The organism is Paracoccus liaowanqingii (genome assembly GCF_004683865.2).
Taxonomy (GTDB): domain Bacteria; phylum Pseudomonadota; class Alphaproteobacteria; order Rhodobacterales; family Rhodobacteraceae; genus Paracoccus; species Paracoccus liaowanqingii.
This window is the reverse complement of the sequence record NZ_CP038439.1, coordinates 562,486-584,394: the sequence shown is the minus strand read 5'-3', so window position 1 is coordinate 584,394 and position 21,909 is coordinate 562,486. Positions and strand designations below refer to the sequence as shown.

Here is a 21,909-nt window from a genome sequence, read left to right as displayed (position 1 = left end):
GACCGGGAAACCCCGGACCCTGCCTGATCGTCGTGGCCTGTCGGCCGATTACTTCAGCTCGACCTTGGCGCCAGCCGCTTCGAGCTTCTTCTTCACTTCCTCGGCATCAGCCTTGGACGCGCCTTCCTTGACCTTGCCGCCGGCTTCGACCAGGTCCTTGGCTTCTTTCAGGCCCAGACCGGTGATGCCGCGCACTTCCTTGATCACGTTGATCTTGTTGGCGCCGGCTTCCAGCAGGACGACGTCGAATTCGGTCTTCTCTTCCGCGACTTCGGCGGCAGCAGCAGGACCGGCCATCATGACGGCGCCGCCGGCAGCGGGCTCGATGCCGTATTCGTCCTTCAGGATGGTCTTGAGCTCCTGGGCTTCCAGCAGCGTCAGGCCCACAATTTGTTCTGCGAGTTGTTTCAGGTCAGCCATTTTTCCGTTCTTTCCAGTTAATGTTCCAACGTCGGGTCTTCAACCACCAGACGGGATCAGGTTGCTTACGCAGCCTCACGTTCCTCGAGGGTCGTGAGGATGCTCGCGATGTTCGAAGCAGGCGCGCCAATGGCACCGGCGATATTGGAAGCAGGCGCTCCGAGGCAGGACACGATCTGAGCGATGAGCTCTTCACGCGACGGCATCGAGGCGACGGCTTTCACACCGGCAGGGTCCAGAGCCGCATCACCCATTGCGCCGCCCAGGATCACGAAGCGTTCGTTATCCTTGGCGTACTTGTCGGCGATCCGGGCCGCAGCGGTCGGATCTTCCGAATAGGTGAGCACGGTCATGCCCGTCAGATAGTCGGCGATGCTTGCGCAAGGCTTTCCCTCCAGGGCGATCTTGGCGAGCTTGTTCTTGGCAACGCGAACCGAACCGCCGGCTTCGCGCATGCGCGAGCGGAGGTCCTGCATATGTGCAACCGTCATCCCCTCGTAGTGGGCAACCACCACGACGCCAGAGCTTTCAAAGATCTGGCCGAGTTCGTCGACCAGCTGTTCTTTTTGTGCTCTATCCACGGTTTCACTCCAAGTTGGGGGTTTCCCCCCGGCTCTCACTTTTCCCGGTCTCGAATGGGACCGGGTCGGGTCCGTTCAGGGCAAGATCACCCGAAGGTCGGGACCTTCGGAAAAACGCTTCCCCATCTCAGGAAGGCAATTAAGCGGGGTTTCCCCCACACCCTCCGTCTCGGACAGGACAGGGCCTTGCGGCCCCGCCATCCCCGGCCCGAAGACCGGGGAATTTCGCAGGGTGGGGGTTACCCCACCTCCTGGCCTCAGCTGGCGGTTGCCGACACGACATCCACCGACACGCCCGGACCCATCGTCGAGCTGATCGAGACCTTCTTCATGTAGGTGCCCTTGGCACCGGTCGGCTTGGCGCGGCTGACCGCGTCCACGAAGGCGCGCAGGTTCTGGGCCAGCTTGTCCTCGTCGAACGAGACCTTGCCGATGCCCGCATGGACCACGCCGGCCTTCTCGGCCTTGAACTGGACCTCGCCGCCCTTGGCCGCATTGACCGCAGCGGTCACGTCCATGGTCACGGTGCCGACCTTGGGGTTCGGCATCAGGTTGCGCGGGCCCAGGATCTTGCCCAGACGACCGACCAGCGGCATCATGTCCGGTGTCGCGATGCAGCGGTCGAACTCGATCTTGCCGGACTGGATGGTCTCCATCAGGTCCTCGGCGCCGACGATGTCGGCTCCGGAGGCTTTTGCCTCGTCAGCCTTGGGGCCGCGGGCGAAGACGGCGACGCGGACGTCCTTGCCGGTGCCAGCGGGCAGCGTGACCACGCCGCGGACCATCTGGTCGGCGTGACGCGGGTCGACGCCCAGATTCAGCGCGATCTCGATGGTCTCGTCGAACTTGGCCGAAGCCTGCGACTTGACCAGCTTGACGGCGTCCTCGACGGTCAGGTTGGTCTTGCCCTCGAACGCGGCGCGGGCGGCGACTTTTTTCTTTGACGTGTTTGCCATGATCAGCCCCTCACCTCGATACCGATCGACCGGGCCGAGCCCACGATGATCTTCATCGCGGCTTCGACGTCGTTCGCGGACAGATCCGCCATCTTGGATTCGGCGATCTCGCGCACCTGCTTGACGGTCACCGAACCCGCGTTGTTGCGGCCCGGCTTGTCCGAACCCTTGGCGCGGTTGCGCTTGCCGACAGGCTTCAGGCCGGCGGCCTTCTTCAGCAGGAAGGACGCCGGGGGCGTCTTCGTCTCGAAGCTGAACGACTTGTCGGCGTAATAGGTGATCACGACGGGCACGGGCGAACCCTGCTCCATCTCCTGCGTGCGAGCGTTGAACTCCTTGCAGAAGGCCATGATATTGATGCCGCGCTGACCCAGAGCGGGGCCAACCGGGGGCGACGGGTTCGCTTGGCCCGCCTTGATCTGCAGCTTCAGGCTGCCAACAACTTTCTTGGCCATGTGGCCTTCTCCTTGTCATCAGGCCCGCAAATGAGGCCGATTTAGCGGTACGGCCCTACGGCCTCCCGCAACGTCTCACGAGGTCTTGGAAACCTGCGTGAATTCCAGTTCGACCGGCGTCGGCCGGCCAAAGATCGACACGGTGACCTTCACGCGCGACGAGATCTCGTCCACTTCCTCGACCATGCCCGAGAATCCCTCGAACGGGCCGTCGGTGACGCTGACGCGCTCGCCCACGTCGAAGCGGATCAGGTTGCGCGGTGCGGCCGGTGCCCCGTCGCCCGAGCGGTTCAGCATCGTGTTCACCTCGTCGTCGCGCATGGGCATCGGCTTGCCCTGCGCGCCGAGGAACCCGGTGACGCGGTTGATCGAGTTGACCAGGTGATAGGTCCGGTCCGACATGTCCATGTGGACCAGAACATAGCCGGGCATGAAGCGCCGCTCGGACGTGACCTTCTTGCCGCGACGGATCTCGATTACTTCCTCGGTCGGGACCAGCACCTCGTCGATCTGCTCCTCCAGCCCCTTCTCGGCGACGGACTGGCGAATCGCCTCGGCGACCTTCTTTTCGAAGTTCGACAGGACGCTGACCGAATACCACCGTTTTGCCATGTCTCGATCGACCCCTGCTCTTCCTGTCGGGAATCACGCGGATGCCGCGCCAACCCCTTGAATTCCATCATGTCCGAAAAAATCGAAATCGGCGCGCACGCCAAACCGTTGCACGCCGTCTTCCGGACAGTCGGGGGCAGATACCGCCCCTGACCGCCAATTGCAAGCCCCGATCAGCCGCTGATCAGGCGCAGGCCCTGGGTCAGACCCGTCCGGATGGCCAGATCGACCAGGAAGAAGAACAGGCTGGTGATCGAGGCGAAGATCAAGACCATGATGGTCGTCGTGATCACCTCGCGGCGCGTTGGCCAAGTGATCTTGGCCGCCTCGGCGCGGACCTGGTTGATGAATTGGACGGGATTGGCCACGGGCAGGCTCCTTGGGCGAGTGCAGGCGCGGGTCTAGCCGGGCGGGCCGGGCATTTCAACCCGGAACGCGGCGCCCCTGTCGGGGCCGGGCGGACGGATCGCAGGTCTGGCGGAAGGACCTGGCAGGGGCAGGGGGACTCGAACCCACGACCCTCGGTTTTGGAGACCGATGCTCTACCAACTGAGCTATACCCCTGAGGTCGGGCCTGATTAGAACCGCCCCGCCCGCCCGTCAAGCAGATAACCGGCGCCGTTCCTACAGGAAGCGCGGGAATTCGATCTTGGGGCAGCGGTCCTGGGTCACCGCCACGCCAGCGGCCCGGGCCCGTGCCGCGGCCGCGTCGTCGCGCACGCCGAGTTGCGTCCAGATCACCTGCAGATCGCGCAGATGGACCAGGGCCTGATCCACGATCCCGCCCACCGCCTCCGAGCGGCGGAAGATGTCGACCATCTGGACCCCCGCCTCGGGCGGGATGGAGGCCAGGTCGGCATGGACCTTCTCGCCCAGGATGGTGCCGCCCGCATGGCCCGGATTGACCGGGATCACCCGGATGCGGCAGGACTGCAGATAGCGCGCCACGCCCCAGCTGGGCCGTGCCTCGTTGGGCGACAGCCCGACCATCGCCACGACCTTGACGGTCTGCGCGATCCTGGCGATCTCCTCGTCCATGCTCGTCTGGATGGTCATCTGCGTCCCCCCTCTGGCACCGCCGGTCAAGGCGCCACGTTTCCTCAAAAAAAGCGCCCGGTCCACAGGGTGGCCGGGCGCAAGTCACGGAACGAGGGACAGTGATCTAAGCATGACCGTTCCGGGGTCATGCTCTCTATGCTAAATGGGCATCAGTCGCAAAAGTTCCACCTTGATCGCGTATTCGTGATTCGCAGGCGTCAGCGGTACATCTGCCTTGCCTGCTCGGTGATCCCGCGCGGATCCTGCTGCAGCTGCCGTTCCGCCGCATTGGACCGCAGCAGGTACAGCCTGCCGGCCACCACCGCGAAATGGCGCGGATCGCCCGGCTGCGGACGCCCCTCGATCACCGAGATCGGGCACATCCCGTCCAGCGCGGGGGCATAGGCGCGGGGATCGGCCTCGAAGCGGGCGCGGTTCTCCTCGGATGCGAAATGCCACACCTGCCCCTTCCACATCGTCGCGATGTCGCTGCGCCCCGGCAGGGCCCGGCCCGAGGCCGCATAGCCCACCGGGTCGAAGCCGCCCACCGCCCAGTCCTGCGCCGCCGCCGGAAGGGCGGGCGTCAGGGTCAGCAGCAGGGCGAGGCACAGCGGGCGCATGGGGGTCCGGGGTCTGGGTCCGTCTACTTGACAGCAGGCGGGACAAATCTCAACGCGGCAGAGGGAAACGTCGCAGGGATGTGATCTTCACGCCCGCCCCGCCGCGTAGAGCGCCACCGCCGCCGCATTGGACACGTTGAGCGATCCGAAATCGGCGGCGAAGGGCACGCGGGCGACATGGTCGCAGGTCTTCATGGTCAGCTCGCGCATCCCCGGCCCCTCGGCGCCCAGCACCAAGCAGATGGCGCGGCCAGACAGGCGGCCCATCAGGTCGGGCAGCGGCTCGTCGCCGGTGCCGTCCAGGCCGACCAGGATGAAGCCCATGTTCTTCAACTGCGTCAGCGCCTCGGCCAGGTTCGGCACGCGCAGATAGGGCTGGCGTTCCAGCGCGCCCGAGGCGGTCTTGGCCAGGGCGCCCGTCTCGGGGGCGGAATGGCGGGCGGGGGCGATGACCGCGCGTGCGCCGAAGACCTCGGCGGATCGCAGGATCGCGCCGACATTGTGGGGATCGGTCACCCGGTCCAGCGCGACCAGCAGCGGGCGCGTCTCTCCCGGTGCCTCGCGCAGGGCCACCTCGGACAGGCTGCCCCATTTGAGCGGCTTGACCTCCAGCGCGGCCCCCTGGTGGACGCTTTCGGCGGCCAGGCCCACGGTCTTGTCGAAGATGCGCGGATCGATGATCTCGGGCTCCATCCCGTGCAGGTCGCCAAGCCGGGTGACGGCGTTCTGCGTCACGACAAGGCGCATCTTCTCGCGCGCCGGGTTGGCCAGCGCGTCGCGCACGGCATGCAGACCGAACAGCCACACCGTCTCGGCCGCCGAGGCGCGGCGGGCGCGCTCCTTGTCGATGACCCATGTGGGCTTCTTGGCGGTGGGGGTCCTCTCGGCCATGCGCGGTCTCCTGTCCTGTCGGGTTCTTCTGTGCGCGGGATGGACCGTTCGCGCAAGCCCCGGAAATCCGCTTGACGCCCCCCGGCAGGGCCGCTAATCACCCCCCACGCCGAAAGCGATCGGCGGGCGACGTGCTGCAAGGTGCGGCAGCGGACTGTAACTCCGCCGGGGAGACCCACGCCTGGTTCGATTCCAGGGTCGCCCACCACTTCCCCCCTCTCCCTGAACCGTTCATTTTGAAAACCGGCCCTCCGGCCGCATTCCTGCCTCGGCAGTGACCGGAAATGCAGAAAATTCGGCGGACCTCTGTGCGAAGGGGTTTTGCTGAAGCAGCCGCACGGCTAGGTTGATGCTTAAGTTGAGAAAAAACGAGGGTCCGGTGGCTGCGCTCATGAACAAGCATCCCAATCTGCTGATCGTTGCCCAGTCCGGCCGGTTGGAATACGAGGCGGTCATCTTCATGGCCAGCCTGCGCGCCCAGTCCCCCGACTGGTCCGGCAAGGTCATCATCGCCGAACCCCAGCCCGAGGGCGCGTGGAGCGGGCACGAGACCCGCATCTCGGACCCCTGCCGCGAGCTGCTGACCGAGATGGGGGCCCAGATCACCCCCTTCGTCGCCCATCATTTCGGCGCGGCCTATCCGCAGGGCAACAAGATCGAGGCGCTGGCCCTGCTGCCCGCGAACGAACCCTTCGTCTTCTTCGACACCGACACCGTGATCACCGGCCCGCTGGACGGCGTGGCCTTCGATTTCGACCGCCCCTCGGCCTCGATGCGGCGCGAGGGCACCTGGCCGCTGCCGCCGCTCTACGGGCCGGGCTATGCCGGGATCTGGAAATCGATCTATGACCGCTTCGGGGTGCCCTTCGACGACACGCTGGATGCGGCACAGCCCGACGAGCATTGGGAACGCTATCTGTATTTCAACGCGGGCTGGTTCTTCGGGGCCGATCCCGCCGAATTCGGACGCCGCTTCCTGGACTGGGCGCGGGCCCTGCGCGACGATCCGCATGACGAACTGGCCTGCCAGGTGATGGAACCGTGGCTGGACCAGGCGGTCCTGCCCGTCGTCATCCGGTCCTTCGGCGGCGGTCGCCCCGGGCCCGAGCTGGCGGGGCTGGACGGCGACGTGACCTGCCATTACCGCAAGCTGCCGCTGCTCTATGCGCTGCAGTCGGATCATGCGATCACCGCGCTGGAGGCCGCCGTGGCCCCCAACAAGATCAAGCGCGTGCTGCGGGACTGGGAGCCGGCGCGCAAGCTGGTCTATCAGGAAAAGGGCCGCGACAAGGTCCGTCCGGTCTTTGCCGACCGGACCGGCAGAACGCCCGAGCGCATGATCCGCAACCAGCTGAAGGCCAAGGGCTGGTGGCTGGTCTGACCCCCCTGCCCCGGCGTCCCTAGCCCTCGTTGCCGGGCGGAAGGCCAGGTTCCGGCGCCGCCAGCCGGATCGATCCGCGCGGCGCAGGCCCGGCGGGCCGGCCCTTCTGGGTGACGCGGATTCGGCCCTCGGCGGCAAGGTCCAGCGCCGCCTGACGCAGCGGTGTCATCAGCGAGCGCCAGTCTGTGACCAGATCGCGGGCGATCTGGCTGGGGCAGCAGGTTGTGCCGGGCCGCAGCCGATCCACCTGCGCCAGGATCGCCCGGCGCAGATGGTCGTCGCTCATCCCGTCACCAGGTCGCCCGGCACCCTGTCACCCAGCACCGAGTCGCAGCGGGCGCAGACGCCCGGATGGCTGTGCGTGCCGACATCGGGCAGGATCTTCCAGCAGCGCTGGCACTTGTCGCCCTCGGCTGTCTCGAAGACCACGCCGATGCCCGGCGCCTCGGACAGCCGGAACGCCTCGTTCGGCGCCGGGTCCCGGGTCAACGACAGGTCCGAGGTGATGCAGACATCCGCGAAGGCCACCGATTTCAGCGCCGCCAGCATGTCGGCATCCTCGACATGAACGACCGGCGCGGCCTCCAGGCTGGCGCCGATGGTCTTGTCGGTCCGCTTGACCTCCAGCGCGGCGGTGACGACGCGGCGGGCGCGGCGCACATGGTCCCACTTCGCCGCCAGGGGCTCGTTCAGCCAGTCGGCGGGCGTCGCGGGGAAGTCGTGCAGATGCACGCTGTCATCGTCCGACGGGAAGCGCGACAGCCAGACATCCTCCATCGTGAAGGGCAGGATCGGCGCCAGCCAGGTGACCAGCCGGTGATAGAGGATGTCCAGCACCGTTCGCGCGGCCCGGCGGCGCGCGCTGTCCGGCGCGTCGCAATACAGCGCATCCTTGCGCACGTCGAAATAGAAGGCCGACAGGTCCAGCGTGCAGAACTGGAACAGCGTCTGGAACACCCCCTGGAAGTCGAACTGGTCATAGCCCTTGCGGACCTGGTGATCCAGCTGCGCCAGCCGGTGCAGCATCCACTGCTCCAACTCGGGCATGTCGGCGGGGGCCACGCGCTCGGCCTCATCGAAGCCCTGCAGCGCGCCCAGCAGGAAGCGCAGCGTGTTGCGCAGCCGGCGATAGCTGTCGGCGGTGCCCTTCAGGATCTCGGGGCCGATCCGCTGGTCGGCGGTGTAATCCGCCTGCGCGACCCACAGGCGCAGGACGTCGGCGCCGTACTGCTCGATCACCTTGGCGGGCACGATGGTGTTGCCGAGCGACTTGGACATCTTCATGCCCTTCTCGTCCAGCGTGAAGCCGTGGGTCACCACGTTGCGATAGGGCGCGCGGCCCCGGGTGGCGCTGGCCTGCAGCAAGGATGACTGGAACCAGCCGCGATGCTGGTCGGTGCCCTCCATGTAGACATCGGCGATGCCGTCGGGGGCGCCATCCTCGCGGTCGCGCAGCACGAAGGCATGGGTCGAGCCCGAATCGAACCACACGTCCAGCACGTCGGTGATCTGGTCGTAGGCGTCGGGATCGACGATCCCCTCCAGCATCCGCGCCTTGAAGCCGTCGCGGTACCAGACATCGGCGCCCTCGGCCTCGAAGGCGGCGATGATGCGGTCGTTGACGCGGGCGTCGCGCAGCAGGAAGTCCGGGTCGGTCGGCCGGGCGCCGGCCTTGACGAAGCAGGTCAGCGGCACGCCCCAGGCCCGCTGGCGCGAGAGGACCCAATCGGGGCGGTTCTCGACCATGGACTGGATGCGGTTGCGCCCCGAGCGCGGCCACCAGGTGACCAGCTTGTCGATGGAGGTCAGCGCGCGCGAGCGGATCGTGTCGCCATGCGCGCCCATCCCGTCGTCCAGCGGCTTGTCGATGGCGGCGAACCATTGCGGCGTGTTGCGATAGATCAGCGGCGCCTTGGACCGCCAGCTGTGCGGGTAGGAGTGTTTGATCTTGCCCTTGGCCAGCAACGCGCCCGCATAAGCCAGTTGCTTGATGACGCCGACATTGGCGGGGCCGTCCTTGCCGTCCGGCGCGATGATTGCCTGACCGCCGAAGATCGGCAGGTCGGCGCGATAGCTGCCGTCGGGTTCGACATTGTAGGTCATTCTCAGTCCGGGCAGCTTATCCTTGAATTTAAGGTAAAGCTGATAATCGTCGTCGCCATGGCTGGGCGCGGTATGCACGAAGCCCGTCCCGGCCTCGTCGGTGACATGATCACCCGGCAGCATCGGCACATCGTAATCCCATTCGCCCGCGCCGCCCTCGACGCCGCGCAGGGGATGGGCCAGCACCAGCCCCTCCAGATCGGCGGCGGTCACGTCTGCGACGCGGGTAAAGTCGGTGATCTTGGCCTGTGCCATCACGCCCTCCGCCAGCGCATCGGCCAGCACCAGACGCTCGCCCGGCTGCGCGGTCGAGCCCTCGGCCACCGCGCCGACCTCGTACATCCCGTAGGCGATCGCCGGGTTGAAGGCGACGGCCCGGTTCTGAGGAATGGTCCAGGGGGTCGTGGTCCAGATGACGATCGTTGCATTACCGAAGCGTTCCCGCTTGGCCAGATTGGCCTCAGCCCGGGCAAGCTGGACGTCCTGCGACTCGGGCTGACCGCCGACCAGCGGAGTCCGTTCCCGCGGCGCCTTCGCGACCCCGAACCGCACCCAGATCGTGTGGCTGGTATGGTCGTGATACTCGACCTCGGCCTCGGCCAGGGCGGTCTTCTCGACCGGGGACCACATCACGGGCTTCGATCCCTGATAAAGCGCGCCGTTCATCAGAAGCTTCATGAACTCGGCCGCGATCACCGCCTCGGCATGGTAATCCATGGTCAGATAGGGGCGGTCCCAGGCCCCGGTGATGCCCATGCGCTCGAATTCCTCGCGCTGGATCTGAACCCAGCCTTCGGCAAAGCGGCGGCATTCCTGGCGGAACTCGACCACGTCGACGGCATCCTTGTCGCGGCCCTCGGTGCGGTACTTCTCCTCGATCTTCCACTCGATCGGCAGGCCGTGGCAGTCCCAGCCCGGCACGTAGCGCGCATCGCGGCCCATCATCTGGTGGCTGCGCACGATGATGTCCTTGATGGTCTTGTTCAGCGCGTGGCCGATATGCAGATGCCCGTTGGCATAGGGGGGGCCGTCATGCAGCACGAAGGGCGCGCGGGTCCCGTCCGCCGCGGCGGCCTTCTCGCGCAGACGGTCGTAGATGCCGATCCGCGCCCACCGGGCCAGCCAGTCCGGCTCACGCGCGGGCAGTCCGGCGCGCATGGGAAACTCGGTCTGGGGCAGGAAGACGGTGTCGCGATAATCGGGGGCGTCGGTCGGCATGTCGGCAGCCATCGGGGCGTTCCTTTGAAAGATGTTCGGACAAGGCTGACCCGGCGGCGCGAAACCTCACGCCGCCGGGCTGCTAATTCGAGATCCGAACGCCGGAAATTTCATGCGCCCTCTATAGAAAGCGCCGCTTGGGGCTGCAAGCGCCGAACCTTTGTGTCGAGGCGCGTCCCGGGTTAGGCTGTCCCCGACTCCCTGCCGCAGGATCGCCATGCCCCCCGCCCCCCTCCGCACGCGCCAGTCCCGCCGCGATGCCGCGCTTGGCCGCTTTGCCGCGCGCCGCTACGGGCTGCGCGGCACTTGGTCGCTCCACCGCCACGCGCTTGGCGCCGACCTGCTGCGCGCGCCGCTGAACGTCATGCTGGCCCCGGTCGCGCTGCTGATGCAGCTCATGGCCTGGGTGCTGGGGCGGCTCGGCGCGGCCCGCGCGGGGGCCTGGCTGCGGTCGCGGCGGGTGTTCCTGCGCTCGGACGTGTCGCGGCAGATCGAGGACGACCTTGGCGCGCTGATCACCCAGCTGCAGGCCGAGGGGCTGGGCCCGGACGCCGCCCCCGCGCAGATCGAGACCGCCCTGCGCCGCCATGCCGAGACGCGCAATGCCGTGGCCGAGATCACCACCTCGCTGATCGTCCTCGGGATGGGGCTGGCGCTGTTCCACCGCGCAACGCCGGGGATGATCTCGCTGGCCGGGCCCATGGCCCAGATGCGCGCGCATGGGGCGGCGGTGCGCGACTTCGCCCTAGGGGACACGCTTGGCCGCGCCTGGTACTGGGCCTTTCCGGTCGAGATCTCTCCGCTGGCCATCGTCGCCACCGGGCTGGCGCTGGCCGTGGTGGGATCGCTGATCACCACCTTCGCGGGGCTGATCGCGGATCCGGTGCAGCTGTGGACCGGCATCCATCGCCGCCGCCTGTCCCGCCTGATGGCGGGACTGGACCGCGGCACCGACAGCACCGCCCCCGAGCCCGAGCATCTGATGGCGCGCGCCGGCGATCTGGCCGACACGCTGTCGATCATCTGGCGGTCCTGGCGCGGCTAGCCGCGGCCGCGATAGCCCGGCACCCCCTGGTCGGGCAGCCACAGCCCGGCGGGCGGCGCCCCCGTCTGCCAGAAGACGTCGATCGGCATGCCGCCGCGGGGATACCAGTAGCCGCCGATGCGCAGCCAGGCGGGATCCAGCAGCTCCGCGATGCGGCGCCCGATGCCCACGGTGCAATCCTCGTGGAAGGCGCCGTGATTGCGGAAGCTGCCCAGATACAGCTTCAGCGACTTCGATTCGACCAGCCAGTCGCCGGGCGCATAGTCGATCACCAGATGCGCGAAATCTGGCTGGCCGGTCAGCGGGCAGAGGCTGGTGAACTCGGGCTGGGTGAAGCGCACGGCATAGGTCTGGCCGGGCTGGGGGTTGGGCACGCGCTCCAGCACGGCCTCCTCGGGCGATTGCGGCAGACGCGTCTCGGCGCCAAGCTGGGTCAGCGCGTCGGTGTAGTGGCTCATCGGGGGCTCCTGTTTTGACCGGGTGGGCTGCGACCGGTGCGCGTGCCATAGCACCGCCGCAAAACCCCTTGCAACCATGCAGCCCCTGCCCCAGATGCGGGTCATGGACCCCCGCTTCGACATCACCGAACCCGAGATCGCCCGCGCGATCGCCACCTTCTACGCCGCCGTGCGCCGCCACGAGGTCCTGGCGCCGATCTTTGCCGAACATGTCGGCGACTGGCCCGCGCACGAGGCCCGCATCACCGCCTTCTGGGCGAACGCGATCCTGCACAAGGGGGGCTATGCCGGCAGCCCGATGCGCGCGCATCTGCAGGCGGGCAATGTCCGCCCCGAGCATTTCGCGATCTGGCTGGCCCTGTTCGACGAGTCCCTGCGCCGCACCCTGCCGCCGTGGAGCGCGCGGGCCTGGTCCGCGATGGCCCATCGCATCGGCCAGGGCCTGAAGGCGGGCGTGCAGAACATCTCCGCCAGCGACGGCCCCCCGATCCTGCGATAGGGAGGGCCTGCGCTAGCCGCGCATCCGGGGCGGGCGGGGGCGATAGACGGGCAGCCGCCAGCCGAACCACAGGCTGCCCGCCCGCAGCCCCCAGACCACCAGCGCCCCGGCGATCAGCGCCTGCGGCCGCGCCAGCCCCAGCCAGTCCAGCGTCACCGCGACCAGCGCGCCGCCGAAGGCCGCCGTCAGGTACAGCTGCCCCTGTTTCAGGACCAGCGGCACTTCGTTGCCCACCACGTCGCGCATCAGCCCGCCGAAGGTGCCGGTCACGACTCCCATGATGATGACGATGACGGCGCCGAACCCGCCCTCCATCGCCACGCCCGCACCTGCGGCGACCGCCACGGCCAGCGCGACGCTGTCCAGCCAGACCAGCCAGTCATAGCGGCTTTCGAACAGATGCGCGGTCCAGAAGACGACCAGCGCCGCCCCCGCCGCCAGCACCACATAGGCGGGCTGCGCCACCCAGAAGACCATCTCGCGCCCCAGGATCAGGTCGCGCAGCGTGCCGCCGCCCACCGCCGTCAGCGCCGCCATGAAAATGAAGCCCACCGGGTCCAGCTGCGCCCGGCTGGCCACCAGCGCGCCGGTCAGCGCGAAGATCAGCACCGACCCGTAATCCAGCGCCGCGACCAGCGCATCCAGGCTCATTTGAAGGGCGCCATGCCGGCGCGGGCCAGCTCGTCGGCGCGTTCGTTCTCGGCATGGCCGGCATGGCCCTTGATCCAGCGCCACTCGACGGTATGCGTGGCCTGCGCCGCATCCAGCCGCTGCCACAGCTCGACATTCTTGACGGGCTTGCGGTCGGCGGTCTTCCAGCCGTTGCGCTTCCAACCGTGGATCCACTGGGTGACGCCGTTCTTCACATAGGCGCTGTCGGTGACGATCACGATCGAGGTCGGGCGCGTCAGCACCTCCAGCGCGCTGATCGCGGCCATCAGCTCCATCCGGTTGTTGGTGGTGGCCGCCTCACCGCCGGCCAGCTCGCGCTCCTTGACGACGGTGGCGCCGTCCAGCGCACGCATGAGCACGCCCCAGCCTCCGGGGCCGGGATTGCCGCTGCAGGCGCCGTCGGTCCAGGCGAACAGGTCAGTCATCGATCCTCACATGCCCCAGCAGCCCCGCGACCCGGTCCAGCCAGGCCTGGACGGCCGGAAAACGCTCCATCTCGAACCCGCCCCGGGGCCCGGCGCTGTGCGTATAGGCATAGAGACACAGGTCCGCCAAGCTGGCCGCATCTTCCACCAGCCAGTCGCGCCCCACCAATGCATCCTCCATCACGCCCAGCAGCGCATGCCCCCGCTCCAGCAACTCCGCCAGCCGCGCGGGCGTCGCATCCGCGGCCCGATGAGGATAGCTGACCAGAGCCTGCCGCACAGCGATGACCGGCTCGTGATTGTACTGCTCCCAGAACATCCAGCCCAACATCTGCGCGCGGGTCACCGGATCCGCAGGCCAGAACCCCGTCCCCTCCCCCAGATAGCACAGGATGGCATTCGACTCGGCCAGCGCGACCCCGCCCCCGACCTGCAAGGCCGGCACCTTGCCAAAGGGCAACGCCCCCGCCGCCTTGGCCGCCTCGAGCCCCGCCGAGCCATATTCGCAATCCACCACCTCCAGCGGGATCCCCGCCAAGGCCGCCAGCAAACGGATCTTGTAGCTGTTGCCCGACGAGGGCATCGAATAAAGCCGCATCTTGCTCTTCTTCTTCATGAAAATATCCCGGGGGTCCGGGGGCTGGCCCCCGGTCTGTCTGAACAATCGGGACCTCGCGCCCGTCGCCAAAGGACCTCGCCTTCAGACGGCTTCGCGCAGGACGCGGGGCACCTTGAACTCGACCCGCTCCACCGCCGTCTCGACGATCTCGACCGTCACGTCATAGCGGGCGCGGAAGGCGTCGACGACCTCGTTGACCAGCACCTCGGGGGCGCTGGCGCCGGCGGTGACGCCGACCGAGCGGATGCCCTCCAGCGCCCGCCAGTCGATCTCGGAGGCGCGCATGACCAGCTGCGCATAGGCGCATCCGGCGGCCCGGCCGACCTCGACCAGACGCTTGGAATTGCTGGAGTTTTCCGCCCCGATCACCAGCAGCGCATCGATATGCGGCGCGACCGCCTTGACCGAGGCCTGGCGGTTGGTGGTGGCATAGCAGATGTCTTCCTTGGCGGGGCCGGTGATCGCGGGGAAGCGGGCCTGCAGGGCGGCGACGATTCCGGCGGTGTCGTCGACCGACAGGGTGGTCTGGGTGATGTAGGCCAGACGGGCCGGATTGCGGACCTGGACGGTCGCCACATCCGCCGCCGTCTCGACCAGGACCACCTCGCCCTCGGGCAATTGTCCCATAGTTCCAAGGACTTCCGGGTGGCCCTCGTGACCGATCATGACCATCTGCAGGCCGGCGGCGTGGTGGCGCTCGGCTTCCAGGTGGACCTTGCTGACCAGCGGGCAGGTGGCGTCGACATAGACCATCTCGCGGCGGGCGGCCTCGGCGGGGACGGCCTTGGGAACGCCATGGGCCGAGAAGATCACGGGCCGGTCGCCCGGCACCTCGTCCAGCTCCTCGACGAAGACGGCGCCCTTTTCACGAAGCGTATCAACGACATACTTGTTGTGCACGATCTCGTGGCGGACATAGACGGGGGCGCCCCACTTGGCCAGCGCCAGCTCGACGATCTTGATGGCGCGGTCCACGCCCGCGCAGAAGCCGCGCGGGGCGGCCAGATACAGGGTCAGGGGGGCTTTGATCTGTTCCATGACCCTCAGGTAGCGCGAAGACCCGGTTTCGTCCAGCACCCGAAGGTCACATCCGCAGCACCGCGCGTGCACCGGGCGTACACCGACAACGCCCGCTGCATTAACGATCAGCGCGCAACGGCCAGAAGACCCGCGACATCCAGATGCGCCTCCAGATGGTCGGCCAGATCGTCCAGCGCGGCATCGACCCCCGCCTCGAAGCCCGGACGCGAGGTGGCGCCCAGACGCGCCAAAAAGGCCGCGCGGAACGCGTCGTCGGAGAACAGCCCGTGCAGATAGCTGCCCGTCACCCGCCCGTCCGGACTGGTGGCGCCGTCCGCCTCGGGGACATGGGCGAAGGGGCGGGCGCAATCGGGGCCGCTGGTGCGGCCCATGTGGATCTCGTAGCCCGAGACGGGCTGGCCCAGCGCGGTGCCCTGCACCCGCTCCAGCCGCTTGGTCCCCGACATGACCGTGGCCACGTCCAGCAGGCCCAGCCCCGCAACTTGCCCCGCCACCCCATCGGCGCCCGAGGGGTCGTCGATCACCCGTCCCAGCATCTGATAGCCGCCGCAGATGCCCAGCACATGCCCGCCGCGCCGGTGATGGGCCGCAAGGTCGATGTCCCAGCCCTGGGCGCGCAGGAAGGCCAGATCGCCCAGCGTGGACTTGGACCCCGGCACGATGACCAGACCGGCATCGCCGGGGATCGCCTGCCCCGGCGCCAGCATGGTCAGGCGGATGCCCGGTTCCGCCGCCAGCGGGTCCAGATCGTCGAAATTGGCGATGCGCGACAGGGTCAGGCAGACGACATGCAGCCCCTCTCCCTGACCGTGGCGCAGGTCGACCGCATCCTCGGCGGGCAGGCGGTGGGCGCCCGCGAACCACGGCACCACGCCGAAGCCGGGCCAGCCGGTCCGCTCCTCGATCATCCGGTAGCCATCGTCGAAGAGGCGCGGGTCGCCGCGGAACTTGTTGATCAGGAACCCCCGGATCATCGCCGCGTCATCCGCGTCGATCACCGCCTGGGTGCCGACGATCTGGGCGATCACCCCGCCCCGGTCGATGTCGCCCGCCAGCACCACCGGCACCCCCGCCGCCCGGGCGAATCCCATATTGGCGATGTCGCGGGGGCGCAGGTTGACCTCGGCAGGGCTGCCCGCGCCCTCGACGATGATCAGGTCATGGGCGGCGGCCAGGCGCGCGAAGCTGTCCAGCACCCCCGCCAGCAGGCGAGGCTTGAGCGACTGATAGTCGCGGGCCTGCGCGCGGCCGATGACGCGGCCCTGCAGGATGACCTGCGATCCGGTCTCGGTCTCGGGCTTCAGCAGGACGGGGTTCATGTCGGTCACCGGCTCCAGCCCGCAGGCGCGGGCCTGCAGGGCCTGGGCGCGGCCGATCTCTCCGCCATCCGCGGTGACGGCGGCGTTGTTGGACATGTTCTGCGGCTTGAAGGGCGCGACGGACAACCCGCGCCGGACGGCGGCACGGCACAATCCCGCGACCAGCATCGACTTTCCGACATTCGAGCCGGTGCCCTGGATCATCACCGCCGTCATGGGACACTCTCGCTTGCCATCACCCGCCGTGGTGACTAGATAGGCGCGTCCGCAAATGAAAGGCCGAAAGCCGTGGAAAACGTCATTCTGACCGTCCATCTGATCCTGGCAGCGACGCTGGTCGGGATCGTCCTGCTGCAGCGTTCCGAAGGGGGCGGGCTGGGCATGGGCGGCGGCGGTGGCGGCGCGGGAGGCGGCGTCATGTCGGGCCGGGCAGCCGCCAATGCGCTGAGCCGCCTGACCTGGATCCTGGGCGTGGCCATCTTTGCGACCTCGATCACGCTGACGATCCTGGCGGCGCGCCAGGCGTCCAACAGCTCGATCATGGACCAGTTCGGCGGCACGGCCGGCCAGCAGCAGCCCGCAGGCAGCCTGCCGGGCCTGCCCGCCTACACGCCCCCGCCGACGACGGCAGGCAATCCGCTGGTCCCGCCCTCGCCCGACGCGGCGGATGACGGTGCCGCCGAGACGGCCCCCGCGACGCCTCAGGCAGTCGATCCGGTGACCCCGCCCGCAGCCGAGGCACCGGTGACCGAGGCGCCCGCGACGACCGCCCCCGAGGCGGTTGCCCCTGCGGCCCCAGAGCCCGTGGCGCCCGCAGCGCCCGAAGCGGCGGCACCCGATGCGGTGGCGCCCCCGGCCCCGGCCAGCCCGGTTCAAGGCGGCCCGGTCGAGGACAGCCCGGCTTCGGCCGCGCCCGCAGCGCCTGCCGCGACGAACTGACGGCGGCCACCAGAATTTGGGGCGATCGCGCGATCGCCCCACATCAACTTGCGGTCGGTTGTGACCACGGGGCGAATCGGTTATTCTGCTACTCCCGTGATGCTGGTCGTTCCAAGGCGACCCGCACGCCGACTGGTTTTGCATTTCAGGACGTGGCATCCACGGCCTGCACATCACGGGGGCCTCATGGCGCGATACATCTTCATCACCGGCGGCGTGGTCTCGTCGCTTGGCAAGGGGCTGGCCTCGGCGGCACTGGGCGCGCTGCTGCAGGCGCGGGGCTTCACCGTCAGGCTGCGCAAGCTGGACCCCTATCTGAACGTCGATCCCGGCACGATGAGCCCCTTCGAGCATGGCGAGGTCTTCGTCACCGATGACGGCGCCGAGACGGATCTGGACCTGGGCCATTACGAGCGCTTCACCGGGGTGGCTGCGCGGCGCACCGACAGCATCAGCAGCGGGCGCGTTTATTCCAACGTGCTGGAAAAGGAACGGCGCGGCGAATATCTGGGCAAGACCATCCAGGTGATCCCGCATGTCACCAACGAGATCAAGGACTTCCTGGCGATCGGGGATGACGAGGTCGATTTCATGCTCTGCGAGATCGGTGGCACGGTGGGCGATATCGAGGGGCTGCCCTTCTTCGAGGCGATCCGCCAGTTCACCCACGAGCGCCCGCGCGGCGAGTGCATCCTGATGCACCTGACGCTGCTGCCCTATCTGGCGGCCAGCGGTGAGCTGAAGACCAAGCCCACGCAGCACAGCGTCAAGGAGTTGCAGTCCATCGGCCTGGCCCCCGACGTGCTGGTCTGCCGGTCGGAACATCCGATCCCCGAGAAGGAGCGCGCCAAGATCGCGCTGTTCTGCAACGTGCGGCCCGACAGCGTGATCCCGGCCTATGACCTGAAGACCATCTACGAGGCACCGATGGCCTATCACCGTGCCGGACTGGACCGCGCCGTGCTGGACGCCTTCGCGATCAGCCCCGCGCCGCGCCCGGACCTGTCGCGGTGGGAGGACGTGATGGACCGTCTGTACAACGCCGAGGGGCAGGTCAACATCGCCATCGTCGGCAAGTACGTGCAGCTGGAGGACGCCTACAAGTCGATCTCGGAGGCGCTGACCCATGGGGGCATGGCCAACAAGGTCCGCGTGAAGGCCGATTGGGTCGACAGCGAGCAGCTGGAGGGCGAGGGCGCGCATCTGCTGGACGGCTATCATGGCATCATCGTGCCCGGCGGCTTCGGCGAGCGCGGGACCGAGGGGATGGTGACCGCCGCCCGCTATGCGCGCGAGAAGAAGGTGCCCTATCTGGGCATCTGCCTTGGGATGCAGATGGCGGTGATCGAGGCGGCGCGCAACCTGGCCTCCATGCCCGACGCCGGGTCCGAGGAGTTCGACCACGAGGCGGGCAAGACGCGCTTCACGCCGGTCGTTTATCACCTGAAGGAATGGGTGCAGGGCAACTATACCGTCCAGCGCAAGGTCGGCGACGACAAGGGCGGCACGATGCGGCTTGGTGCCTACACGGCCGTGCTGGCGGAAGGCTCGCGCATCTCGGACGTCTATGGCGGAGCCTTGGAGATCGAGGACCGCCACCGCCACCGCTATGAGGTGGACGGCACCTATCGCGCTCAGTTGGAGGATGCCGGGCTTCGCTTTTCGGGCATGTCGCCGGATGGCAAGCTGCCCGAGGTGGTCGAATATTCCGACCACCCGTGGTTCATCGGCGTGCAGTCCCATCCCGAGCTGAAATCCAAGCCCTTCGCGCCGGCGCCGCTGTTCGCGGGCTTCGTGCGCGCCGCGATGGAGGAAGGGCGGCTGGTCTGACCGACGCCCCCATCCTGTCGCCGCTGGCCGCCGCGCTGTCCCTGACGGCGCGGCGCTATGCGTTCGAGCGGCAGCGTCCCGTGACGGGCAGCGCCTTCGCGTCGTTCTTTCGCCGCGATGTGGCGGCCTTGGCGCGGGCGCTGACGGACCGGCGGCCCGAGCGGCTGCTGGTGCGCGCCAGCACCGGGGCGCCGGGCTGGGCCAGCATTCCCTGGCTGGCCTGCTTTGCCCCCCATGTGACACGCAGCATGCGCCACGGCCTCTATGTCGTGATCTTCATCGACCCGGTGGGCGAGCGGATCGTGCTGTCTTTGCAGCATGGCGCCGCCGATGCCCTGACACGTCATGGCGCGACCGAAGGGCGGCGGATCCTGCGCCAGACCGCCGCCGCCACCCGCGCGGCGCTGGCCGGTTGCGGGCACGGGTTCTCCGACGCGCCGATTGTCCTCAATTCCACCGCCGCCCTGCCCTTGGGCTACGAGGCCGGGTGCGCCCTGTCGCGCGTCTGGCAGGCCGATGCGCCCGATCTGGCCGGGCTGGAGGACGCGCTGTCGCGGATGCTGGACCTGTATCGCGATCTGGTCGGGGGCGGTTGAGGGGGCTTGCCCCGTCCATGTCGTTTCGATAATTCCAGAAGGATGGAAGACAAGGTCGCCCTCGAGACCCTCTCCGCCCTCGCGCAGGAGACCCGCCTGTCGGTGTTTCGCCTGCTGGTCGTGGCGGGCCCCGAGGGGATGCGCGCCGGAGAGATCGCGCAGGCTCTGGGTGCCCATGCCAACACCATGTCCACCAACCTGTCGATCCTCGCCGCCGCCGGGCTGGTCCGGTCGCAGCGCGAGGGCCGCGCCATCCGCTATGTCGCGCGGATGGAGGGGATGGCCGCGCTGGTGGATTTCCTGCTGAAGGATTGCTGCGGCGGTCATCCCGACCTCTGCGACCCGCTGGCCGACCGTCTGACCCGCACCGCCTGCCCCCCGTCACCGACATCGAAGGCCGATCCCGATGACCGACGCCCCTGATCCCAACCCCGCCGCCCTCGGGCCGTTCGAACGCTGGCTGACCCTGTGGGTGGCGCTGGCCATGCTGGCGGGGCTGGTCGTCGGCAACCTGGCCCCGGGGCTGGTGGGCGCGGTGGCGGGGGCCGAGGTCGCCTCGATCAACCTGGTCGTGGCGGTGCTGATCTGGGCGATGGTCTATCCGATGATGATCGCCGTCGATCTGGGCGCGGTGGCGGGCGTCTGGAAGCAGCCGCGGGGCCTGCTGATCACGCTGGCGGTCAACTGGCTGGTCAAGCCCTTCACCATGGCCCTGCTGGCGGTCCTGTTCTTCGAGCATGTCTTCGCGGGCTGGATCGACCCCGAGGACGCGCAGCAATACATCGCCGGGCTGATCCTGCTGGGGGCGGCGCCCTGCACGGCGATGGTCTTCGTCTGGTCGCAGCTGACGCGGGGCGATGCGACCTACACGCTGGTGCAGGTGTCGGTGAACGACCTGATCATGGTCGTGGCCTTCACGCCCATCGTGGCGCTGCTTCTGGGGGTCACTGACATCGTGGTGCCGTGGCAGACGCTGATCCTGGCCACGGTGCTTTACGTCGTGCTGCCGCTGGCGGCGGGGCTGCTGACGCGGCGGATGCTGGGAGCGCAGGCGGCCATCGACGCCTTCGGGCGGCGGGTCAAGCCCTGGTCGGTGACGGGGCTGATCGCCACCGTCGCGATCCTGTTCGGGCTGCAGGGTGAGGTGATCCTGGACCGGCCCCTGATCATCGCGCTGATCGCCGTGCCGATCATCCTGCAAAGCTATGGGATCTTCGCGCTGGCCTATGGCGCGGCCTGGCTGATGAAGGTGCCGCACCGGATCGCCGCGCCCTGCGCGATGATCGGCACCTCGAACTTCTTCGAACTGGCGGTCGCGGTGGCGATCAGCCTGTTCGGCCTCAATTCCGGCGCGGCACTGGCCACGGTGGTAGGCGTGCTGGTCGAGGTGCCGGTGATGCTGACCTTGGTGGCCTTCGCCAACCGCACCCGCGCCCGCTTTCCCGAAAGGCCCCTGCCATGACCGACCTGCCCAACATCGCCCCCAGCCTCCTGCGTCCCATCGAGGCCGCCTCGCTGCGCCCCGCCGGGCCCGCCACCCACAGGCCGCGCATCCTGATCCTTTACGGATCGCTGCGCGAACGCAGCTTCTCGCGCCTGACTGCCGAGGAGGCGGCGCGGATCCTGCAGGCGCTTGGCGCCGAGACGCGGATCTATGACCCGCGCGCGTTGCCCCTGCCCGATGCGGTCGAGGCCGATCACCCCAAGGTGGCCGAGCTGCGCGACCTGGTCGGCTGGTGCGAGGGGATGGTCTGGTCCAGCCCCGAACGCCATGGCGCGATGACCGGGGTGATGAAGGCGCAGATCGACTGGATCCCGCTGTCTTTGGGCGGCGTGCGCCCCACGCAGGGCAAGACGCTGGCGGTCATGCAGGTCTGTGGCGGCAGCCAGAGCTTCAACACCGTGAACCAGCTGCGCATCCTGGGGCGCTGGATGCGGCTGCTGACCATTCCCAACCAGTCCTCGGTCGCGAAGGCCTGGGACGAGTTCGATGCGGACGACCGCATGAAGCCCTCGCCCTATTACGACCGGATCGTGGACGTGATGGAGGAGCTGGTGCGCTTCACCGTCCTGACCCGCGACATCCGCGACCAGCTGGTCGACCGCTATTCGGAACGGGTCGAGGATCACGCCGCCCTGTCGGCCCGGGTGAACCAGACGAAGGCGGTCTGAGGGCAAATGCAAAAGGCCG

26 protein-coding genes and 2 tRNA genes are annotated in these 21,909 nt (G+C 68.2%); 10 read left to right on the top strand and 18 right to left on the bottom strand.

The genetic code is table 11. The features are described 5' to 3' along the window. Positions 1-48: 48 nt before the first annotated feature. From rplL to rlmB, 10 genes are all read right to left on the bottom strand, one after another. Positions 49-420 (bottom strand): 50S ribosomal protein L7/L12, encoded by a 372-nt coding sequence (gene rplL, locus E4191_RS02845; RefSeq protein WP_135312066.1) that lies wholly within the window; start codon positions 418-420, stop codon positions 49-51. Between the two features lie 65 nt (positions 421-485). Beyond that, on the bottom strand, positions 486-1,001 hold the full coding sequence (gene rplJ, locus E4191_RS02840) for a 50S ribosomal protein L10 (RefSeq protein WP_135312065.1): 516 nt from the start codon (positions 999-1,001) through the stop codon (positions 486-488). Positions 1,002-1,258: 257 nt separating this feature from the next. Continuing rightward, positions 1,259-1,957 carry a 50S ribosomal protein L1 gene (gene rplA, locus E4191_RS02835; RefSeq protein ID WP_135312064.1) on the bottom strand — a complete coding sequence of 233 codons (699 nt, stop codon included), beginning with the start codon at positions 1,955-1,957 and terminating at the stop codon, positions 1,259-1,261. Positions 1,958-1,959: 2 nt separating this feature from the next. Next, positions 1,960-2,412 carry a 50S ribosomal protein L11 gene (rplK, locus tag E4191_RS02830; protein ID WP_135312063.1) on the bottom strand — a complete coding sequence of 151 codons (453 nt, stop codon included), beginning with the start codon at positions 2,410-2,412 and terminating at the stop codon, positions 1,960-1,962. Positions 2,413-2,487: 75 nt separating this feature from the next. After that, positions 2,488-3,024: a transcription termination/antitermination protein NusG gene (gene nusG / locus E4191_RS02825; protein WP_135312062.1), complete on the bottom strand. Its 537-nt coding sequence runs from the start codon at positions 3,022-3,024 to the stop codon at positions 2,488-2,490. 173 nt (positions 3,025-3,197) lie between these two features. Beyond that, positions 3,198-3,392 carry a preprotein translocase subunit SecE gene (secE, locus tag E4191_RS02820; RefSeq protein ID WP_131574571.1) on the bottom strand — a complete coding sequence of 65 codons (195 nt, stop codon included), beginning with the start codon at positions 3,390-3,392 and terminating at the stop codon, positions 3,198-3,200. A 120-nt stretch (positions 3,393-3,512) separates the two neighbouring features. Then, a tRNA-Trp gene (locus E4191_RS02815) sits at positions 3,513-3,588 on the bottom strand. A gap of 60 nt (positions 3,589-3,648) precedes the next feature. After that, positions 3,649-4,080, bottom strand: a complete 432-nt coding sequence (locus tag E4191_RS02810) for a CoA-binding protein (RefSeq protein ID WP_135312061.1) — start codon at positions 4,078-4,080, stop codon at positions 3,649-3,651. A 200-nt stretch (positions 4,081-4,280) separates the two neighbouring features. After that, the gene (locus E4191_RS02805; RefSeq protein ID WP_135312060.1) at positions 4,281-4,682 is read right to left on the bottom strand and encodes a YHS domain-containing (seleno)protein; all 402 of its coding nucleotides are present in this window, start codon (positions 4,680-4,682) and stop codon (positions 4,281-4,283) included. A gap of 87 nt (positions 4,683-4,769) precedes the next feature. Then, positions 4,770-5,573 carry a 23S rRNA (guanosine(2251)-2'-O)-methyltransferase RlmB gene (rlmB, locus tag E4191_RS02800; protein WP_135312059.1) on the bottom strand — a complete coding sequence of 268 codons (804 nt, stop codon included), beginning with the start codon at positions 5,571-5,573 and terminating at the stop codon, positions 4,770-4,772. Between the two features lie 124 nt (positions 5,574-5,697). Between rlmB and E4191_RS02795 the strand changes: the two genes are divergently transcribed. Both E4191_RS02795 and E4191_RS02790 read left to right on the top strand, forming a co-directional pair. Then, positions 5,698-5,781: transfer RNA gene (locus tag E4191_RS02795), tRNA-Tyr, on the top strand. A 183-nt stretch (positions 5,782-5,964) separates the two neighbouring features. Beyond that, on the top strand, positions 5,965-6,954 hold the full coding sequence (locus E4191_RS02790) for a hypothetical protein (protein WP_135314292.1): 990 nt from the start codon (positions 5,965-5,967) through the stop codon (positions 6,952-6,954). A 19-nt stretch (positions 6,955-6,973) separates the two neighbouring features. On the opposite strand, the gene E4191_RS02785 is transcribed toward E4191_RS02790, so the two are convergent. Beyond that, positions 6,974-7,240, bottom strand: coding sequence for a DUF3253 domain-containing protein (locus E4191_RS02785; protein ID WP_135312058.1), 267 nt, complete (start codon positions 7,238-7,240; stop codon positions 6,974-6,976). Then, complete coding sequence (gene ileS / locus E4191_RS02780; protein ID WP_135312057.1) at positions 7,237-10,287, bottom strand: isoleucine--tRNA ligase; 3,051 nt, start codon at positions 10,285-10,287, stop codon at positions 7,237-7,239. Before ileS ends, E4191_RS02785 begins: the two co-directional genes overlap by 4 nt. A 205-nt stretch (positions 10,288-10,492) precedes the next feature. On the opposite strand from ileS, the gene E4191_RS02775 reads away from it, so the two are divergent. After that, positions 10,493-11,320: a DUF6635 family protein gene (locus E4191_RS02775; protein ID WP_135312056.1), complete on the top strand. Its 828-nt coding sequence runs from the start codon at positions 10,493-10,495 to the stop codon at positions 11,318-11,320. Here E4191_RS02775 and queF read toward each other — a convergent pair. After that, complete coding sequence (gene queF, locus E4191_RS02770; RefSeq protein ID WP_135312055.1) at positions 11,317-11,778, bottom strand: preQ(1) synthase; 462 nt, start codon at positions 11,776-11,778, stop codon at positions 11,317-11,319. The two genes, E4191_RS02775 and queF, sit on opposite strands and share 4 nt — an antisense overlap. 76 nt (positions 11,779-11,854) lie before the next feature. Between queF and E4191_RS02765 the strand changes: the two genes are divergently transcribed. Then, entirely contained in the window at positions 11,855-12,277 is a 423-nt protein-coding gene (locus E4191_RS02765) for a group III truncated hemoglobin (protein ID WP_228461495.1), read from the top strand. 12 nt (positions 12,278-12,289) lie between these two features. Here the strand turns inward: E4191_RS02765 and E4191_RS02760 are convergent, their stop codons facing one another. The 5 genes from E4191_RS02760 to E4191_RS02740 all read right to left on the bottom strand — a co-directional run bounded on the left by E4191_RS02760 (position 12,290) and on the right by E4191_RS02740 (position 16,569). Beyond that, complete coding sequence (locus E4191_RS02760; protein ID WP_135312054.1) at positions 12,290-12,928, bottom strand: trimeric intracellular cation channel family protein; 639 nt, start codon at positions 12,926-12,928, stop codon at positions 12,290-12,292. Next, entirely contained in the window at positions 12,925-13,374 is a 450-nt protein-coding gene (gene rnhA, locus E4191_RS02755) for a ribonuclease HI (protein ID WP_135312053.1), read from the bottom strand. Before rnhA ends, E4191_RS02760 begins: the two co-directional genes overlap by 4 nt. Further along, on the bottom strand, positions 13,367-13,990 hold the full coding sequence (locus E4191_RS02750; RefSeq protein WP_228461493.1) for a glutathione S-transferase family protein: 624 nt from the start codon (positions 13,988-13,990) through the stop codon (positions 13,367-13,369). Before E4191_RS02750 ends, rnhA begins: the two co-directional genes overlap by 8 nt. A gap of 84 nt (positions 13,991-14,074) precedes the next feature. Then, positions 14,075-15,031 carry a 4-hydroxy-3-methylbut-2-enyl diphosphate reductase gene (gene ispH / locus E4191_RS02745; protein WP_135312052.1) on the bottom strand — a complete coding sequence of 319 codons (957 nt, stop codon included), beginning with the start codon at positions 15,029-15,031 and terminating at the stop codon, positions 14,075-14,077. Between the two features lie 107 nt (positions 15,032-15,138). Next, complete coding sequence (locus E4191_RS02740) at positions 15,139-16,569, bottom strand: cobyric acid synthase (protein ID WP_135312051.1); 1,431 nt, start codon at positions 16,567-16,569, stop codon at positions 15,139-15,141. A gap of 72 nt (positions 16,570-16,641) precedes the next feature. Here E4191_RS02740 and secG point away from each other — a divergent pair, with 72 nt between their 5' ends. From secG to arsH, 6 genes are all read left to right on the top strand, one after another. Beyond that, the gene (gene secG / locus E4191_RS02735; protein WP_135312050.1) at positions 16,642-17,292 is read left to right on the top strand and encodes a preprotein translocase subunit SecG; all 651 of its coding nucleotides are present in this window, start codon (positions 16,642-16,644) and stop codon (positions 17,290-17,292) included. A gap of 186 nt (positions 17,293-17,478) precedes the next feature. Further along, positions 17,479-19,122 (top strand): CTP synthase, encoded by a 1,644-nt coding sequence (locus E4191_RS02730; protein WP_135312049.1) that lies wholly within the window; start codon positions 17,479-17,481, stop codon positions 19,120-19,122. Further along, entirely contained in the window at positions 19,011-19,718 is a 708-nt protein-coding gene (locus tag E4191_RS02725; RefSeq protein ID WP_135312048.1) for an MrcB family domain-containing protein, read from the top strand. The genes E4191_RS02730 and E4191_RS02725 overlap by 112 nt, the downstream gene beginning before the upstream one ends. Positions 19,719-19,760: 42 nt before the next feature. Continuing rightward, complete coding sequence (locus tag E4191_RS02720; protein ID WP_135312047.1) at positions 19,761-20,141, top strand: ArsR/SmtB family transcription factor; 381 nt, start codon at positions 19,761-19,763, stop codon at positions 20,139-20,141. Continuing rightward, positions 20,125-21,180 (top strand): ACR3 family arsenite efflux transporter, encoded by a 1,056-nt coding sequence (gene arsB, locus E4191_RS02715; protein ID WP_135312046.1) that lies wholly within the window; start codon positions 20,125-20,127, stop codon positions 21,178-21,180. Before E4191_RS02720 ends, arsB begins: the two co-directional genes overlap by 17 nt. Further along, a complete protein-coding gene (gene arsH / locus E4191_RS02710) occupies positions 21,177-21,890 on the top strand; it encodes an arsenical resistance protein ArsH (protein ID WP_135312045.1) in 714 nt (237 codons plus the stop codon). The genes arsB and arsH overlap by 4 nt, the downstream gene beginning before the upstream one ends. Positions 21,891-21,909 lie beyond the last annotated feature (19 nt).